Annotated in this window: 17 protein-coding genes and 1 tRNA gene; 8 read left to right on the top strand and 10 right to left on the bottom strand. The window is 49.4% G+C overall.

Translation table 11 applies throughout. The features are described from left to right. Positions 1-31 precede the first annotated feature (31 nt). The 7 genes from MHI45_RS30905 to MHI45_RS30875 form a co-directional block, all read right to left on the bottom strand. Positions 32-322 (bottom strand): hypothetical protein, encoded by a 291-nt coding sequence (locus MHI45_RS30905; RefSeq protein WP_144024377.1) that lies wholly within the window; start codon positions 320-322, stop codon positions 32-34. Beyond that, positions 252-956: an RNA polymerase sigma factor gene (locus tag MHI45_RS30900; protein ID WP_076112266.1), complete on the bottom strand. Its 705-nt coding sequence runs from the start codon at positions 954-956 to the stop codon at positions 252-254. The genes MHI45_RS30905 and MHI45_RS30900 overlap by 71 nt, the downstream gene beginning before the upstream one ends. Before the next feature lie 219 nt (positions 957-1,175). After that, complete coding sequence (locus MHI45_RS30895) at positions 1,176-2,414, bottom strand: hypothetical protein (protein ID WP_341118537.1); 1,239 nt, start codon at positions 2,412-2,414, stop codon at positions 1,176-1,178. 12 nt (positions 2,415-2,426) lie between these two features. Further along, entirely contained in the window at positions 2,427-3,320 is an 894-nt protein-coding gene (locus MHI45_RS30890) for an ABC transporter ATP-binding protein (protein WP_341118536.1), read from the bottom strand. Positions 3,321-3,379: 59 nt separating this feature from the next. Continuing rightward, complete coding sequence (locus tag MHI45_RS30885) at positions 3,380-4,162, bottom strand: hypothetical protein (protein ID WP_341118535.1); 783 nt, start codon at positions 4,160-4,162, stop codon at positions 3,380-3,382. Next, complete coding sequence (locus MHI45_RS30880) at positions 4,098-4,697, bottom strand: RNA polymerase sigma factor (RefSeq protein WP_341118534.1); 600 nt, start codon at positions 4,695-4,697, stop codon at positions 4,098-4,100. The genes MHI45_RS30885 and MHI45_RS30880 overlap by 65 nt, the downstream gene beginning before the upstream one ends. A 471-nt stretch (positions 4,698-5,168) precedes the next feature. Next, complete coding sequence (locus MHI45_RS30875; protein WP_341118533.1) at positions 5,169-6,875, bottom strand: CocE/NonD family hydrolase; 1,707 nt, start codon at positions 6,873-6,875, stop codon at positions 5,169-5,171. 390 nt (positions 6,876-7,265) lie between these two features. Between MHI45_RS30875 and MHI45_RS30870 the strand changes: the two genes are divergently transcribed. Beyond that, entirely contained in the window at positions 7,266-7,916 is a 651-nt protein-coding gene (locus MHI45_RS30870) for a TetR/AcrR family transcriptional regulator (protein WP_341118532.1), read from the top strand. 325 nt (positions 7,917-8,241) lie between these two features. On the opposite strand, the gene MHI45_RS30865 is transcribed toward MHI45_RS30870, so the two are convergent. After that, a tRNA-Leu gene (locus tag MHI45_RS30865) sits at positions 8,242-8,325 on the bottom strand. A 205-nt stretch (positions 8,326-8,530) separates the two neighbouring features. Between MHI45_RS30865 and MHI45_RS30860 the strand changes: the two genes are divergently transcribed. The 6 genes from MHI45_RS30860 (at position 8,531) to MHI45_RS30835 (ending at position 14,286) form a co-directional block, all read left to right on the top strand. After that, on the top strand, positions 8,531-8,998 hold the full coding sequence (locus tag MHI45_RS30860; protein ID WP_038589500.1) for an Lrp/AsnC family transcriptional regulator: 468 nt from the start codon (positions 8,531-8,533) through the stop codon (positions 8,996-8,998). Continuing rightward, entirely contained in the window at positions 8,995-9,612 is a 618-nt protein-coding gene (locus MHI45_RS30855) for a LysE family translocator (protein ID WP_076112261.1), read from the top strand. Before MHI45_RS30860 ends, MHI45_RS30855 begins: the two co-directional genes overlap by 4 nt. A 121-nt stretch (positions 9,613-9,733) precedes the next feature. Continuing rightward, the gene (locus tag MHI45_RS30850; RefSeq protein WP_076112260.1) at positions 9,734-10,492 is read left to right on the top strand and encodes a class I SAM-dependent methyltransferase; all 759 of its coding nucleotides are present in this window, start codon (positions 9,734-9,736) and stop codon (positions 10,490-10,492) included. A gap of 195 nt (positions 10,493-10,687) precedes the next feature. After that, positions 10,688-11,383 carry a response regulator transcription factor gene (locus tag MHI45_RS30845; protein ID WP_076112259.1) on the top strand — a complete coding sequence of 232 codons (696 nt, stop codon included), beginning with the start codon at positions 10,688-10,690 and terminating at the stop codon, positions 11,381-11,383. 2 nt (positions 11,384-11,385) lie between these two features. Further along, positions 11,386-12,792 (top strand): sensor histidine kinase, encoded by a 1,407-nt coding sequence (locus MHI45_RS30840; protein ID WP_076112257.1) that lies wholly within the window; start codon positions 11,386-11,388, stop codon positions 12,790-12,792. A 150-nt stretch (positions 12,793-12,942) separates the two neighbouring features. After that, positions 12,943-14,286, top strand: coding sequence for a glycosyl hydrolase family 8 (locus MHI45_RS30835; protein ID WP_256718174.1), 1,344 nt, complete (start codon positions 12,943-12,945; stop codon positions 14,284-14,286). A gap of 41 nt (positions 14,287-14,327) precedes the next feature. On the opposite strand, the gene MHI45_RS30830 is transcribed toward MHI45_RS30835, so the two are convergent. Further along, positions 14,328-15,575 carry a CynX/NimT family MFS transporter gene (locus MHI45_RS30830; RefSeq protein WP_076112255.1) on the bottom strand — a complete coding sequence of 416 codons (1,248 nt, stop codon included), beginning with the start codon at positions 15,573-15,575 and terminating at the stop codon, positions 14,328-14,330. 218 nt (positions 15,576-15,793) lie between these two features. Next, positions 15,794-15,898 (bottom strand): YjcZ family sporulation protein, encoded by a 105-nt coding sequence (locus MHI45_RS30825; RefSeq protein WP_218642530.1) that lies wholly within the window; start codon positions 15,896-15,898, stop codon positions 15,794-15,796. A 216-nt stretch (positions 15,899-16,114) separates the two neighbouring features. Here MHI45_RS30825 and MHI45_RS30820 point away from each other — a divergent pair, with 216 nt between their 5' ends. Further along, positions 16,115-17,830 (top strand): ABC transporter ATP-binding protein, encoded by a 1,716-nt coding sequence (locus tag MHI45_RS30820; RefSeq protein WP_038589488.1) that lies wholly within the window; start codon positions 16,115-16,117, stop codon positions 17,828-17,830. Positions 17,831-17,938 lie beyond the last annotated feature (108 nt).

Below are 17,938 nucleotides of genomic sequence, written 5' to 3'. Positions count from 1 at the left end.
CTCTCCCTCACATGCTTTTGACTCCCCATTGCTAATCGCTTTCCTGGTCCCAGGTAAACTCCGTGTTCTCCACCATCAGTCCTATTCCGATCAGGAGGAGTGACAGCAAGACGAGCAACACTTGATCAATGACTTCTAACTTGATCATTGCAAAAACAGCAACCGCTGTAAGCACAATACCCGTCAGCTTAGTATTTCTTTGCCTGTCGAGCTGCCGGCTGTTTCTCTGCACCTTCTCAGCCTCACGTTTGTCATACTCCAGCAGACGGGCTTTCCGGTACACTTCCTCTAGAAACGCTTGTTCCTCTTCGGCTGGCTTCACAATCCCACTCCTCCTTTTCGTAAATCTGCCTCAGCTTCTTGCGGGCCCGGTGCAGCAGCACCTTGAAGCTCACCGTTGTACGGCCCATAATAGCTGCCGCTTCTGTATAAGACATCTCACCTACATCAACGAGATACACGGCCATCCGGTAATCCGGCTTGAGCGTAAGTAACCGCCGTTGCCACTCCCGGTCCTCCTCGTGCACAATCGCCATCCGTTCGGGATCATCCAAACCGGGAGGCGGCATGCGGTTTCCTTCAGGCAGGTTATCTCCTGTGTAATCCCCTGAAAAGGAGGAATCGGGACGCCTGCGCATCCCTGTTTCAACCGGCAGGCTCCCCTGCCGCTGCCGCTTCCGCAAGGAATCTATGCTTTTGTTGCGGAGGATCGTGAACAGATAGGTTTTAAAAGACGCGCGGGCATCGAATCTCTCCGGATACACCAACAGATAGGCAAAAGAGTCCTGTGCCAAATCCTCGGCGGTATGATAATCCCCGGTCAGATGATAGGCAAACCCTACCGCAGGCTGCCGGTATTGCCGGACCAGCCATTCAAAGGCATCCCGTTCTCCCTGCCGAAACCGGAGCAGCACGGCTGCTTCATCATTCGGGTGACCCGCAGCCTCATCCTCCATAATGGAGCGCTGTCTGTTTCCTCTCTGGATATCGTTCGTCCGAATCCCCTCCTCTCCCGCAGCCTTCTACTACTTATTCGTCCAAGCCTCCGAAATAGTTACAGTGCTTCCGAAAAAAACAAAACGGGTCCGCAAACTGCTGCATCAGCAATCTGCGAATCCGTACTTTTTTGACAACCTCCGCTTGGGAATTCAGTGCTGCCTCTTGAGTCTTTCCTATCAAATTACCTGATGGTTTTTGAAGGCGCGATAAGTAAAGGGCAGGAGCAGGGCTATAACGATGACCGCAAAGCCTGTAGCAAACTTATAGCTGGGAATCTGCTGTGCAAACACCGAATATACCTCGTATTCGGTTACTCTCGTAATGCTGTCAACCATTTTGCCAGGGAGCAGGTTCATCATATGATTATACAAGCGGCTGCTCTTGCTAGCCGGAAAAAACAGCGGGCCGATCAGCAAAATGACAATCACAATGATAACGGGAAATGGGGTGCTCATCCGGCTGGACAGCCAGAGCGTCACCGCCCCCACGATCAGACAGGCCAGGCTGCCAATAAGAATTGCCCACAAATAGGTCTGAAACACCGTGAAAGGAACCGGGGCAAAAAGCTTGATCATCTGCACGCTGGCGCTTCCCCCATCAAATCCAAAAATCCCAAGCATCAAGAGAGTGTAGGTGCCTAATCCCACAGCAAGCAAGCCAAGGGAGACAATCAAGCCGGCTTTCAATTTGGCGGCAATCACCTTATTACGGCCATAACGGGAGGACAAGATTATCGCATCCGCCCCGCTCTGGTATTCACTGGCAAAGACAGGAGCAAGCCAGATTGCAATCACAAACGCGCTGATCAATAAAACAAACTGCAGGTTCTCGAACACATTCTCCCAGCCGGTTACATAGTCCATTTGGAAGGGGACCGGAATCGACTTATTCATCCGCATAAAAAAAGCAGTCTCTTTGGCAGAAGCATTGCCGGGAGTATAATCCCTGTCTATGTACTCTTTCACCTTATCGAGACGTTCCTGATAGAAGATCTTTGCTGTATTTGGTGTCATGCTGTCGATAATATAATGATCGTATTCACGGGAATGGGAAAAAGCAAACCGGATCAACGTATCGATCTGATAACTCTGCTCTTTGTAGGTTACATAAGCCTCGTTTGTGAGTTCCCCCTTCTCGTTAAGGTTTTTCGGATCATGCATGACTTTTTGATGATGCTTGACTGCAGCCGCTATTTTCTCCATCGTCAGCGGTCCGGCAAGCTGGCGGTTGTATTCCTTTCGGAGCGGGATGGCTTCCAGTCCTTTTAGATCATTGCCGTCCTTGTCCGTTATGTACGCACCCGAAACGAGCGCCCATACGCCTAATAAGGCCACGACGATTACAAGTGTTATGCCTATAAAAAATGATTTCCGTCTCATGATCTTTCTGAGCTCAAACCGGGTCAGAATATCCATAAACTGCACCTCCTATTTGACTTCGCCAGCCGCTGCAGCCGATTCATCTTGAAAATGGTATAGAAACAAGTCTTCAAGCGTCGGTGGAACCGAAACTGCATGAGCTGCGGGTTGGACCTTAGAGACAATACGCAGCTCAACCCGGTCCCGCTCATGCCGCAGATTGCTCACACAGTACCGTTCATTCCACGCCTCCGCTTCCCTCGCCGGAACATGGCATAACCAGACATTGCCCTCCATCGTAGCTGTCAGCTGTTCTACCGTCCCGCTCATTAGCAGCGCACCCTGTTTCATCACCAAAATCTGATCGGCGATATATTCCACATCGGACACAATATGTGTCGACAGGAGGATGATCTTATCGCGGGCCAGATCGGCAATAAGGTTGCGGAAGCGTACCCGCTCCTTGGGATCCAGTCCCGCCGTTGGCTCATCCAGCACCAGCAGGCGGGGATCATTCAGCAGTGCCTGGGCGATGCCGAGCCTTTGCTTCATCCCCCCGGAAAAGGTGCGGATTTTCTTGCGGGCCGCCTCCTCCAGAGCTACCATGTGCAGCAGTTCACGGGCTTTTCCCTTCGAAGCCTTCAGGGTCAGCCCTTTCAACGATCCGACGTACCACAGAAACTCTTCCGCGCTGAAATCGGGATAATACCCGAAGTCCTGAGGCATATAGCCCAGCAGATCGCGGTATTGTTCCCCCATGCGGCCAATCTCCTGACCGTTCATCTGGATCATCCCCGAGGTCGGACTGAGAATGCCGCAGATCATCCGCATCAGCGTTGTTTTACCTGCTCCATTAGCTCCGAGCAAACCATACACACCGCTGGTCAGCCGGGCCGAAATGCCGTTCACCGCCTGTTTCGCGGCAAAGCGCTTGCTTAGCTCATTTATAGTCAGTTCCAACACGTTATGATCCCTCCTTATTCAATGCTCCCTATAGCCAAGCGGCCTGCGCCGCGGTAATTTCACATCAGGCTGGAAGCGGTCTCCAGACTCCGGCAAGTCTTGCGCAGACCGCGTACCTGCAGGGCTATTCCTGCGGTTGTCACCAGCAGCATCGTCTGCCATACTCCCAATGCCGCTGGTTCAAACACCCAAAGGTTGGGGGTAAAGGCAAGGATCATCTGTACCAAAGCCACCATGCCGGCGAAGGTCAGGCAGTAATATCCGCAGCTTGGGGTGCGAACCCGATTGAGCAGCCACAGGCAGCCGAGGCAAGTTAAATTAAATGGCACCAGCAGATAGATTAGCAGGGTTGCAACATCACTATGTATCCAAACACTTAATATCGCAGCCAGCAGGGTAAGACCCAGCAAATCCGCCATCCCCAGCAGACTCATGCGGACCATCGTCAGCTTCTCCAGGAGATGGCGGGTGCTGAGTTCTATATCCAGCATATGACAGCTAAGCGAACGGGTCAGAGTACGGATTCCAGCCATTACCAGCAGAGGCGCAGATATAGAGACCATCATGACGATTTGCACACTCTCTCCCATTTCCTGAAGGGCGTTTCGCAGTAACAGCACCATTCCCAGGACAATCAATAATTGCACGGCCCACACCTTCCAGCTGATGAAGCGAAGCTGGACCAGATAGAACTCTCCGAACGACGTTCTCCGCCCGGCTTGTCGCTGGCGCAGCACCTCCACCGCCCCTCTGGCAGTATCTTCAAGATGCTGCCGTTCAATGGGGGGCGTGGGGTAGTTCTTTAGGGCGTTGACGATGGCCTGCTCTGATCTCTTGTTCAACGGGTTCACTCCTTTCCAAGTGGCTTCTTAGTACAGCCAGCCCGCGCTTCACCCGGTACTGCACCATACATATGTTCACTCCTGTTACGCGGGCAATGTCACGGTAGGTCAGATCCAGGCAAAAGCGCATAAACACCAGTTCCCGCTGCGCCTCAGGCAGCAGCTCAAACAGCTCATGCACCAGCTGCTCTCTTTCCACCTGTTCTTCTATAGAGCTGCTTTGCTGTGCAGCCCTCCAGTCTGCAGCATCCCCCTCGTCCTCCAGGGATAGCAGCTGCCCCTTCCTTAAATGATCGTTGCATAGATGGCGGGCGATAGTGTATAAGTACGCACGGCATTTTCCGGCGTCAGTATAGCGCTCAATATGGCGGCAGAAGCGGTAAAAGGTCTCTTGAGTTAAATCCTTCGCCTCTTCCGCGTTCCGTACCCGCCAGCAGCAATACTTCTGGATGCCAGCGTAGTGCCGCTCAATCAGCCGTGTCAGATATTCGGTTTCCCCTTCCTGAATCCGCCGAATCCATTCCCTTTCATCCACCTCGTCCCCTCCTCTCTAATAGGTATAACTGTTTTTCTGCCGGAAAAAATGAACAGATATTGTGTCATTCTTGTGACGTTATTCAATATTCACAAACCTGATCATATAAGAACCGGGGGAACGGACAGGCAAAAAAAGAAGCAGCGGCTAGAAAGCTCACTGCATCTCAAGATTGCTCAAGGACTGAGGTTAGTATATATTTCTGGTCTCTATATGCGCCAAATTGGTAATTTACTTCATGAACATCAGGTGAGGTGATGTAACCGATCATTTGTATATCTGCAAATTCACCGCAATAAACCGAGTGTACCATCTAAAATCCCCCACTACAGTTCGATGTCTCACAATACGCAAAAAGGATGATCTGCTCACCTTTGAACAACTGGGCAGCAGCTACCGGATGAAATCGCGCTTTGCCAAATTCCACAACCTGCCCGACCTGATGAAATGGTAGGGAAGAGTTAAATCCAGTTAGGGTATGATCGGCAGCAATAAATAAGAATCAAATTCATCCCCTGTATATAGAGTAACGTCTGCTTCCCAAACCCTGTCATCCGCCGTCTGAGTCAGCAGTGCGCAGCCGCTCTGATTCTGGCTGCCAATTTCCAGGAGCAACCGATTTCCTTTAGCTACAACAATCGCGCTATCCCATATCTCTATATCCAAGGGGTAGACTTCCCCGGGAATCAGCTTCTGAATCTCATCGAAGCTGTAGTAGGGCTTATATTCCGCCGATATTTGATCATCCGTTTTACGTAAGGAAGCGCGTAGCCAGCCTTGGCTAATGGGGAATTGGTCCGTTAGTGCTCCTGAATTAACTACCTCATTGCCAAGAGGGTCAATGTTGCGCAAAGATACAAAAATGTCCATATCATCTGTAGTTGACGATGCCCACAAGCGGAGCTTGATAGGCCCCAGAATCTCTGTTTCGTTCTCGAACGGAGCAGTTTCAAACAGAATACGCTTGGAGTTGTTTTCCTCTCTCGAGAATGCTTTCACCATAAAGGGCTCGGCCCAGTGCCTGGACTCGCGCTCCTTATCGCCATCATAGCAAAGCTGGCTCTTGGCTTGCGGAAGTTCCACTGTAAGCAGCTTTGAGCTTGCATCAAGGTAGAATCGAGTCCATTGGGTACGCTTAAGCGGATACTCATTCTCGTAGCGCCATGTGTAGCTATTACCTCCACGGGGAATGGCAAGCTTCACCTTCGGCTCCCTCGTTATGTCGGTATCGATTCCTTTGAGCCAATAATCGAGGAATTTTTTCTGCAGCTCACGACCCTGAGCGGTATAAAATTCACCAACATGGCTGCCGATATGCACTTCAAGCCACTTGTGCTCCGATGCTGCATTCTGAAATCCCAGAAAGTTCCCCCGGGTATGCATTCCGGCGCTAAACCAGTTGCTTGCGGATAATAAAGGCACCTCTACTTTGCTTAGATCAGAGAACCGATTCGTCCATGATTGATCACGTAACGGATTGTTTTTGACCATCTCTGGGAAATCAATGCGATTGTCCTGCAGTTGTTCCTCGGAGAGGCTTCCACCGGGATTGTATTGATGTGTCAAAACTCCGTTTTCCCACCAGAATGAAAGAAAGCCGTTTGCCTGAATTCCACCCGGATAACAGAAATCCGCATAATAATCTACTGTACCTTCCCAAGGTATGATGCACGCTAAATGAGGAGGTTGTTCGGATGCCACAGCCCATTGGCTCATTGCCAAGTAGGAGATGCCCAGCAGTCCTATCCGTCCATTGCTCCAGGCTTGCGTTCCAGCCCATTCGATTGCATCATAATAATCCTTCTTTAAAGCACTTGATAATATATCAAGCTTCCCTGGAGAATTACCGATACCACGTTCATCTACTCGCAATACAGCATACCCTTGTGGCACCCAATATTCAGGATTTGGTGTTTCCCAGCTAAGTAACGGTCCTTTATCCTGCGAATGAGTATATTCTATTGCAACCGTCGGGTTAGCAGGAGCAAATTGTGAGAAATGCGTATCCTTTCCATACGGACACATTGTCATGATTACTGGAAAATCCCCGTCCGCATTAGGCTGATAAAGATTTGCGGCGAGATAATTCCCATCTCTCATCGGAATCTTTACTTCCTTCCAGGTTAGCTCATAAAAGTGATTACTTCTTTCGTTAGTATCGATAGGTAGAGGATTCATAGCTTGCCTCCATTTGATAGTTTTTCTTGAAACCAGTCAATCAATAAGCTGTGTTGTATATGCCGAATACATTTCTTCTTTTCCTTAGGTGCAGCATTTCCATACCAATGGATACCCCCCCTTCTTCCAGCAATTGGATTCACTCCTTCTATCATTTTTATAAAAGAAATATTAGTACACATGTACTAAAGCAAGTGTATTCCTGCGAGTACACTAATTCAACTCTGATCTTTTTCGAGAAAATCATTCTTAGCGGAGGATTCTCGGCAATCATCTCTGGATTCCTTCCATATCCTTAATCAAGCTACTTATTTCGGCTTAAAGGGCCAATTTATGATATAATGCTTTTGATTTCAAGTGCATATCACAAACGCTATAAAGGAGATAGGCATGGATAATAATTTAAGAGATAAGATCCTTGAGACTTCAATTGAATTATTTAATAAAAATGGATATGCATATGTAACATTGAGGGATATTTCCGATGCGCTAAATATTAGTCCTGGTAATTTGACATACCATTTCAAAAAAAAACAAGACCTCATGATCGGTGTTATGGCGAGGCAGCATGAAGAATATCAAAACTTAAATTTCTCAGCAGAGGTTTCTATCCAAGGGCTGAATCAGCAGTTTTTAATCCTTAGTGCATTCCGCGAAAAATATTTCTTTTATTTCTCCAGTTTTACAGAATTGCCTAAGCTGTATCCTGAGATAGCTAATATGCAAATTAAGGTTGTTAATGATTTCTATACACTTTTTACCGATACATTTACCCTATTTGTTAATAATGGAATTATGAAAGAAGAATTATATGCCGGACAATATGAAGATTTGTCTATTTCTTTATTATCGATCAATATGTATGGGACACAGGAAATAATTCTTCTCCAAAAATTTCTTCCAAAGCAGAAAAGTATCTTTTCCATCCTGTGGAGCCTTATATTGCCTCATTTAACAAAAGAAGGGATGGATATGTATAGTCGGATGACACAGGGCGATAAAACTCCTGCTGCAAGCAAGATAAACCGAACGGAGGCTTGAAAGAGTCAATATGTGACCCCCAAGGTACGTAAGATCTGACTAAGACGGCGGAACAGTATCCCTCCCAATAGATGGTGACGTAAGCCTACAGTCCTGCCGCTGTCACCTTCTACATGATGGCAGCAGCTATACCGTTACTGGCATCGTCGTCCCCGAAGGCAACAGTCAGGCTTCCCTCACTAATTTGAGAACTTGCTCCTCAAATTGTTTCATTTCCATTCATCCCGCTTGCCAGCCATTTTTATTATTCGAACGACACAACCATACTCAGTAAAACGCAAAATAAAAAACCCTTCCGAAGAAGGGTTTGGTTTGTAAACTATGATGCGGTCAAGAGGACTCGAACCTCCACGATATTGCTATCACTGGCACCTGAAGCCAGCGCGTCTGCCAATTCCGCCATGACCGCATATTATGAATACAGCGATTTAATCACCGTAATTAAGAATATACTCCCTTTTGATGTAAAGTGCAAGTTTTATTTCCGAAGCAGTACATTAATCACTCGTCTGGACAGGACAATTCCTATTTTCACACTGAAACATTAATCACTGACTAACTTACGTATTCAAGATAAATTACATATAACACTTCATAAAGGAAGGTTTGATAATATGGATTCTTTGGATCACAAAATCATCAATGCACTTATGGCAAATGGAAGAATGACCTGGGCCGAGCTTGCCGGACTGCTTGGCCTCTCTTCTCCTGCGGCTGCTGACCGGGTTCGGAGACTGGAGGAGCAAGGAATGATCAAAGGCTATACGGCATTGATTGACGCCGAATCTGCCGGTTTTGGGTTGGCGGCGCTCATTGCGGTTTCGCTGGAGCGGCCAACGCACCGGCAGGCTTTTCTGGAATTGGTGCTGAAGCTGCCGGAAATTCAGGAATGCCATCATACGGCCGGAGATGACGACTACATTCTGAAGATCCGCTGCCGGGGAACCCGCGATCTTGACCGGATCATCAGCGAGGAGCTGAAGAGCCTGCCGGGTATTGTGCGGACCCGCACAACGATCATCCTCGGAACGGTTAAAGAAACACCGAATGTCCCGCTGTCGCCTGAAGACACTGCACCATGATCAGCTGGCCCGCCCTCTTCAGCGGCTTCGGTTTCGGGTTTATTATTGCCGCTCCTGTCGGTCCCATGTCTCTGCTGTGCATTAACCGGACACTGAAGCATGGCTTCTGGGCAGGCCTGGCGACCGGTGCGGGAATTGCGTTTGCCGATGTACTGTATGCTCTGGCTACCGTCACCAGCTTCCGAATTGTGAATGAGTTTACTTCTGCCTATGATCTGCCGCTCCGGCTCATCGGCAGCCTCTTCCTCGGGGTTCTTGGAGTAAAAACTCTGTGGCCTGGCAAATCCGGTGCCAAACCGGAAGCCGTCCGCAGCGGAATAGCCTACAGCATGTTCTCCTCCTTTCTTCTGACTTTGGCTAATCCGGCCACCATTCTAAGCTTCATGGCGCTCGCAGCTTCTCTTGGAAATACTGTCGGGTCTTCCCTGTTCCTCCCGGCTGGAATTGCGCTCGGCTCCTGCTGCTGGTGGCTGCTGTTATCTGCTATTATCTGCTGGATCAGCGGCAAACTGCCTGATGCCTTCATTCGATCTTTGAGTCTGATCTCATCGGTCTGCCTGATCCTGTTCAGCTTATACGGCATCAGCTTGGCTTTATTGGGGGCAGGGGGGTGAATCCGGCTTGAAACTGGTGATAGGCATAACCAATAATCTCTATTTGATTTATATATTTCACTTATAAGATAACGCATGATACAACAGAAGTATTCCTGTTTGACCTGAAAGGAGACTTCTGATGAATCAGCAATGGAATACCGGTACCTATGATACGGATATGGCCTTTGTTTCCCGCTTCGGAGAATCTTTGATTCATCTGCTGCAGCCGCAGCCGGGTGAACGAATTATAGATTGGGGCTGCGGCACTGGAGATTTGGCCGCTGCCATCGCTGATCATGGGGCAGCTGTTACAGGGATTGATGCATCCCCTGAGATGATAAGCGCTGCCCGCAGCAAACATCCGCAGCTGGAATTTGTGCTGGCGGATGGCCAATCCTATTGCGCAGATGTTCCCGCCGACGCCGTCTTCAGCAATGCTGCTCTGCATTGGCTGCAGGATGCGCAAGGGGCCGCTGCAAGCATTGCCGCCAGCCTGCGGACCGGAGGGCGGTTCATTGCCGAATTCGGCGGGCAAGGCAACATCGCCTCGGTCGTAGACGGGCTGCCGCGTGCTTTTGCCGCCATCGGGTGCAGCGGCAAGCTGAAGCTGCCCTGGTATTTCCCCAGTATCGGGGAATACGCGTCACTCCTGGAACAGAACGGGATGAACGTTGAACTTGCCTTATGCTTCGGGCGGCCAACACCGCTTGCTGGCGGAGAGCAGGGTTTCAGCCGCTGGCTGAACACCTTTGCGGATGGAATTCTGAGCGTGCTCAGCGGCCCGCAGCGTGAAGATGTGCTGGCTTTCATGGAAAAGGAGCTGAAGCCCGTCCTGTTCCAAGAAGACGGCTGGATCATGGATTACCGCAGAATCCGGATTGCCGCCAAGAAACAGTAAGAAACAAAAAGCGTACCGGAGGTTATTTTCCGGTACGCTCTTTGTTTCTTCATACCCGCATACCGTTGCTTCTTTGCTGTTGCTCCTCATTCTCGTCTTGGGATTGGGGGACATTATATCCCTTTCCACGATTATTAGCTACAATGAAGAGCAACTAAGCTTTCTGATAAGTTACGTGAGAGAGGAGGATTTCCGATGAGTCAAACAATACTGATAGTAGACGATGAAAGAGAGGTCGTCGATTTATTGAAATTGTATATAGAGAACGAAGGATACCATGTGCTTGAGGCTTTTGACGGGAAGGAAGCTCTGGAAATCGTACAAAATCATACCATTCATTTAATTGTGCTGGATATCATGATGCCTGAATGTGACGGATTTCAGGTCGTGAAGGAATTGCGCCAGTCCTTGTCGGTACCGGTTATTCTGCTGTCTGCGCGTGTGCAGGATCATGATAAAATTCTGGGACTCAAAATTGGTGCTGACGATTATATCACAAAGCCCTTCAATCCATTGGAGGTTGTGGCGCGAATAGAAGCCCAGTTAAGAAGATATCAATATGTCCAAACGGAGACTACTGCAGCTTCCGAGCTGGTAGAGATTGGCGGACTGGTCCTTGATAAGGCCGGTTGCCAATTGTACAAGAATGGACAACTGACAACGCTGACTTCCATTGAGTATAAATTGCTGCTTCATTTCATGGAGAATCCGGGGCGGGTATTTACGAAGCGGCAGCTCCTTGACAATGTCTGGCAGCAGTGGTTTGGCGACGACAACACCCTGTTGGTGTATATAAGCAAGCTGCGCGATAAAATCGAAGATGAGCCAAGGAAACCGGTCTATTTAACAACGATCCGGGGGCTTGGCTACAGATTTGAAAAGAGATGCTGAGGATGTGCCGGAGAAACACAGGCGTCCGGACGATGCTGCGTATTCACTACTTCCTTTTGGTCATCGTCATCAGTGTCATTGGAATCCTTAGTATATTATATGCATCCAAAGGAGCTGACCAGAGCTACGCAGAGACAGAGATGGATGTGGTGACGGCACAGAATTTAGTGGATGCAAATAATGATGCCGAGAGATTGAACTCCTTGCTTGATGATATCAGGAAAGTCAACGGGTGGATCGAAGTTCTGGATTCCCGGAAACTGATTACGCAATATATCGGGACGCCCCTGGACAAGTCCACACCGGAGTTGATGCTGCTGGACAAAGACCCGGAGTATGCCCCTTATATCAGCTCGGTTGCTTCTTTTTTGCGAAAAGGAGTTTTGTATACCTATGTGGTGAAGATCCCTGTTGATCAGTTGGAAGTGAGCATCTGGAGCAAACAGAGCGGCACCCTACGGGATAAGCACATTCAACGTTATAACGCCCAAGCTGTACTGGGATTTATCCTCCTCTCCACCATTGTTATTTTTGTATACAGTAGATGGACAGCAAGAAAAATAAGTTATCCGCTGGCAAAAATTTCCGGAGGGATTGACCGCTTAAAAGCGGGTGATTATACAGTTCGCCTTGATTTTAAGCTGGAAAGCGAATTTCTGCAAATCCGTGATACCTTGAATGGTATGGCCGAGAAGCTCGAATGGGCCGGAGAACAAAAAAAGCGGATGGAACTGGACAGGCAGAGGATGCTGGCTGATATTGCCCATGACCTGAAAACGCCCATATCCACCTTATTCGGTTATGCAAAAGCGCTGCATGAAGGAATGGTGAAAGATCCAGACAATCAAAAAAGCTATCTGCTGTCCATCTATAATAAAGCCAAGCGGGTGAATGCCCTGCTGGATACATTGTTTGAGATGACACAGCTTGACCATCCTGAATTTATTTTGGACAAAAAAGAACAGGACATCGGTGAATGTATACGTGAAACCATACTGGACCATTTCCCGGAAATCGAGGAAAAGGGGATTGAACTGGAGGTGGGAATACCTGAAGCAGTGGTGCTCTATCCTTTCGACCGAAAGCAAATGGGACGTGTATTCAGCAACCTGATCGCAAATGCCGTGCGGTACAATCCGGCAGGCACCCGCTTGCGGATCACTTTGGAGGTTCAGCCTGAAGGCCTTTACCTGGAGTTCGCAGACAACGGGAACGGGATTCCCGCGCACACGCAATCCATTATTTTCGAACCCTTTGTCAGAGGGGACAAGGCCCGGTCCAATGACGGAGGTACAGGCCTGGGGCTGGCAATCGCCCAAAAAATTGTCCATCTGCATCAAGGTTCAATACAGCTCCTTGGTACAACAGAAGAAACTACGATCTTCCACATCTTTCTTCCCCAAATTTAAGGTTACATTAAGTTTCGTTTTAGAATCGCGAAAGTCTGGTCTGTTATGTTTAGGCTGTGAATCATACAACCATTAGCCTACCAGCCCTTATCACTGTTCAAAAGGAGGGATGATGGCATCACCTATTTAGAATAAGAGGAGTTGATGTTATTGTTCAAGCGAATTCTTTCAACTGTAACCGTTCTATCATGTTTGGCCTTTACATTGCAGGCTGAAGCGGCAGAAGCACCTCAGCCTCTATTTTCCGGGGAAGTCTCGTCCTCTGCCGTACAAGCCATGCACCCCTTCCCGGAACATGAGCAATACCAGGCGGGTACCATCAAGCCCAACTATGTTTCCCAGAACCAGTTGGATGACGAGGTGCGCAAAAAATATAATGAATGGAAAACGAGATATTTAAAAAAACATCCAAAAAAATCGGATCAATACTACGTTTTCTACAACCTGGAAAAGGAAGCTGCCCCGGATAATGCCGTATCCTGCTCGGAGGGTCACGGTTATGGCATGTTAATCTCCGCCTTGATGGCCGGTTACGACCCGCAGGCAAAAGATTATTTTGACGGTCTCTATCGGTTCTATAAGGCGCATCCAAGCGTAAATAATCCGGCCTTAATGGCCTGGCAGCAGATTAAGACCGGTGCGGGAGATATTATTGACACACCGCCTAGCAACAGCGATGATGGAAGCCGTTCAGCTACAGATGGAGACATGGATATCGCCTATGCTTTGCTGCTCGCGGACAAGCAGTGGGGAAGCAGCGGCCCAATTGATTACTTGAGCGAGGGCAAGGCAGCCATAGCTGCGATCATGAAAGAAGATGTGAATCAGCAGAAATGGAGCTTGAAATTCGGCGATTGGGTAGAAAATAACGATCCCGATTACGGCCTTGCCACCCGTCCCTCCGACTTTATGTTGAGCCATCTTCGGGCATTCGGGAATGCTGCTGGTGATCCCAACTGGGCTAAAGTCGCTGATAACACTTACGGAATTATCCAAACGATCTCCACTAAATACAGCCCTACCACCGGCTTACTCCCGGACTTTGTGGTGTGGAGCAACGGGGGTTACGCCCCTTCGCCTCCAAATCTTCTGGAAACAGACAGGGACGGGTACTTTAGCTGGAATGCCGCACGGGTTCCCTGGAGAGTTCCTGTCGATTATTTACTTTCAGGTGATACGCGGGCATTGAACCAGACAAAGCTAACGAATGCATGGATATCCAAAAAAACAAATGGCAATCCAAGCAAGATTGTAGCGGGATACAAATTGAACGGTGATCCGCTTGACGACAACGATCCCGCAATTGCTTATTCCGCACCGTTTGCAGTTAGCGCCATGTTGGACTCCAGCAATCAAAATTGGCTGAATACACTATGGAAAAGTATTGTCAATGCGCCGACATCGTCCAATTCCTACTATGGCAACAGCATTAGATTGCTCTGCATGATTACGATTTCCGGAAATTGGTGGGACCCCACTGACGCAAGTAATTAAGCCACAAAAGGCAATTTGTCACAGCACAACAGAACCCGCCGTTATTTGGCGGGTTCTGTTGCGTCTCCTACATACCGGTTGCTTCCGGCTCCCAGCCCCGCCACGAGCAGCAGAACACTTGCCGCTACGAGCAGTGCCAACGGGCCGTTCCAGCTGTGCGTAGCGTCATGAAGCAGCCCGAACAATGCCGGTCCCATGGCTGCCAGCAGGTAGCCGATCGACTGGGCCATTCCCGACAGCTCGCTTGCCTCCTGTGTGCTGCGGGTGCGCAAGCTGAAGAACATCATTGCCAGTCCAAAGGCAAAACCTCCGGCAATGCCGATACAGATCGCCCATACCGGCATCCATGCGCTGCTGCCGAACCAAACGCCGGAGATTCCGGCCATGAACAAAACAGCCGTAATAACAACCAGCCCCCGCTGGTTCTTCAATTTGCCTGCCCATAAAGGAACAAAAAAAGTAAACGGCAGCTGGGCCAGCTGCAGCAGTGAAAGGATCCAGCCCGCATGGCTGGAGGACATGCCCCGCTCACCGAGAATGACCGAGAACCAGGCAATCAGAACGTAATAAAGCAGAGATTGCAGGCCCATGAATAAGGTAACCTGCCAGGCGAGCGGTGAACGCCACATTTTCCCGGCTGAGCCGGGCGTGCTTGTTCCGCTCCCTTGGCCCAGGCTCTTCATCTGCGGAATCCAGAATAGAGTAGCCAGTGCAGCGACAATGAACCATAGGGCAAGCGTGCCCCGCCAACCGAACCCTGCCTGGTCCGCTATCGGAACACTAATGCCGGAAGCCACCGCTGCGCATAAATTCATCGAAACCGTATAAATTCCGGTCAGAAGACCGATACGCCCGGGAAACTTGCCCTTGATCAGTCCCGGCAGCAGCACATTGCACACCGCAATCGACAGCCCGATGATTGCGGTGCCTGCAAACAATGTGAGGGTTCCCGAGGCGGAACGGATCAGGATTCCCATCGACAATGCCAGCAGCGCCAGCATCAGCACGTTGGCAAGGCCAAGACGGCGGGCGAGCTGCGGAGCAAATGGGGACAGCAGCGCAAAAGCGAGCAGCGGCAGTGTAGTTATTGCTCCGGCAAGTGTATTGGATAATCCCAGATCATCGCGGATCATCTCCAGCAACGGTCCGACAGAGGTGAACGGGGCCCGCAGCGCCGCTGCGACAAAAATGATGCCGACCACGAGCAGAATACGTTTAGATCCTGCATTTCCTTGGGATAAGGTGGATAATGAAGTCTGAATCTTGCGGTCTTCTTGCCTTGCTTTCATGAGGCTCCTCCTGATTGCAGCGAAAAAATCCGTCAAGCACCGGGCTTATACGGAAATGAAGCTGTTCTATGTATCACGCTTTGTTACATTATACCCCCTTATGTATGCCGGTGCACAGCTTCTTGGATTCTCAGGATAGCTTAACTATACGGCCTTCCATCTGAAAAAGCCGCCGGTCCAAAAGGACCGGCGGCTTTGGAGAAGATTAAATCAGCTGATTATACCCAGAGAGACTTAGTGATGATTACAAGCAGGATGAACAACACCAGAATCGCTCCAGTGGAAGTGAAAGCACCGCCGTATCCTCCAACATTTTCGCTCATGTTAACTCCTCCTTTATACTTGAATACTTTTAAAATATGTGGAAATATCCAGTCTGGTCTGGGTGAAACGGCAAGAACTTACTCACTTCCCCTGCAATTTAAATTATTCTTGCGGTTGACAAATCGGACAACCCTCTTTAGTATCCTAAGAATAAAGGTAGTTGAGAATCACTCTCAACTAGAATACATAACATTACAGAAAAGAGTGAACAAGAGATGCTGCGTCGTTTTTTTTCCTATTATCGTCCTTATAAGAAGCTGTTTGTTCTCGACTTCACCTGTGCGGTGGGTGCGGGGCTTTTGGAGCTGGCCTTTCCGGTGGCCGTGAATAAATTTATTGATGATCTGCTCCCCGGACAAGACTGGTCGTTAATTCTGATCGCCAGCGTTGCCTTGCTTGCCATCTACGCTCTTAATACCGCAATGAATTATGTTGTCACCTATTGGGGGCACATGCTGGGAATAAATATTGAAACAGATATGCGCAAAAAAATGTTCGATCATATCCAGAAGCTCTCCTTCCGCTTCTTCGATAACAATAAAACCGGTCATTTGCTCGGTAGGATTACCAATGATTTGAACGATATCGGCGAGGTGGCCCATCACGGTCCGGAGGATGTATTCATTGCCGTGATGACGCTGATCGGAGCCTTTATCCTGATGGCCGATATCAATCTGAAGCTGGCCGTGATCACGTTCATTATCGTGCCGATTATGGCTTGGGTCATCATCCATTTTGGACGCAGCATGACCTCTACCTACCACCGGCTATTCGGCAACGTAGGCAATTTCAATGCCCGGATCGAGGACAATGTCGGGGGAATCCGCGTGGTGCAGTCCTTTGCCAATGAAGAATATGAAAAAGAACTGTTCGCTGTTGACAACCAAATGTTCCGCCAGACCAAATTGATGGCCTACAAGCTGATGGCTAAAAGCTCATCGGTCAGTTATATGATGACACGCCTGATTACAATTGTGGTCATGGTCTGCGGCGCCTGGTTCTTTATTCAGGGAGAGCTGGAGATCGGGGAGTTTGTTGCTTTCATCCTGTTGTCCAATGTCTTTTTCCGGCCGATTGAGAAAATCAATGCCGTTATCGAGAGCTATCCGAAAGGTATTGCCGGGTTCAAGCGTTATCTTGAGGTGATTGATACAGAGCCGGATATCGCCGATAAGCCGGGTGCGGTGGAAGTCGGATCGCTGCGCGGAGATATTATCTTCGGAAACGTCAGCTTCGGCTATGACGACAATCGTTCGGTATTGCAGGAGATCAGCCTGAAGGTCAACGCCGGGGATACGATTGCTTTTGTCGGCCCTTCCGGCGCGGGCAAAACCACAATCTGCAGCCTGCTGCCCCGCTTCTACGACGTCACCGGCGGCAGCATCTCCATCGACGGAATAGACATCCGTGACATGAAGCTGAATTCGCTGCGCAAGCAAATCGGGATTGTGCAGCAGGACGTCTTCCTGTTCTCCGGCACAATCCGTGAGAATATCGCCTACGGCAAGCTGGATGCGGAGCTTCCGGAAATCTGGGAAGCTGCCAAACGCGCCCACCTGGAAGAGCTGATTAGCAGCCTGCCGGATGGCATGGATACAGTGATCGGAGAACGCGGCGTGAAACTGTCCGGGGGACAAAAACAACGCCTGGCTATCGCCAGAATGTTCCTCAAGAACCCTCCGATCCTGATTCTAGATGAAGCCACCTCGGCGCTGGATACGGAAACGGAAGCCGCTATTCAGCAGTCGCTGGCTGACCTGTCGGTGGGCCGTACCACCCTTGTGATTGCCCACCGTCTCACAACGATCAAAAATGCCGACCGGATTATCGTTGTAAACGAAGACGGCATCTCCGAGGAAGGCCGCCACGAAGAGCTGGTCAACGCCGGAGGCACCTACAGCCGCCTGTACCAGGCGCAGTATAATGCGTAAAACGCAGAGAATGAAATAAATGGTCAAGGAAACAATAGCGAAACGTAAGGTCGAGAATTGTCCTATGCAGGAATGATAGGACATAGGATATCATGCAGAAATAAGAAC

Origin of the sequence: Paenibacillus sp. FSL H3-0321 (assembly GCF_038002865.1) — a bacterium.
Taxonomy (GTDB): domain Bacteria; phylum Bacillota; class Bacilli; order Paenibacillales; family Paenibacillaceae; genus Paenibacillus_AQ.
The sequence above is the reverse complement of the archived record's forward strand: the minus strand, read 5'-3'. Positions and strand labels throughout refer to the sequence as shown.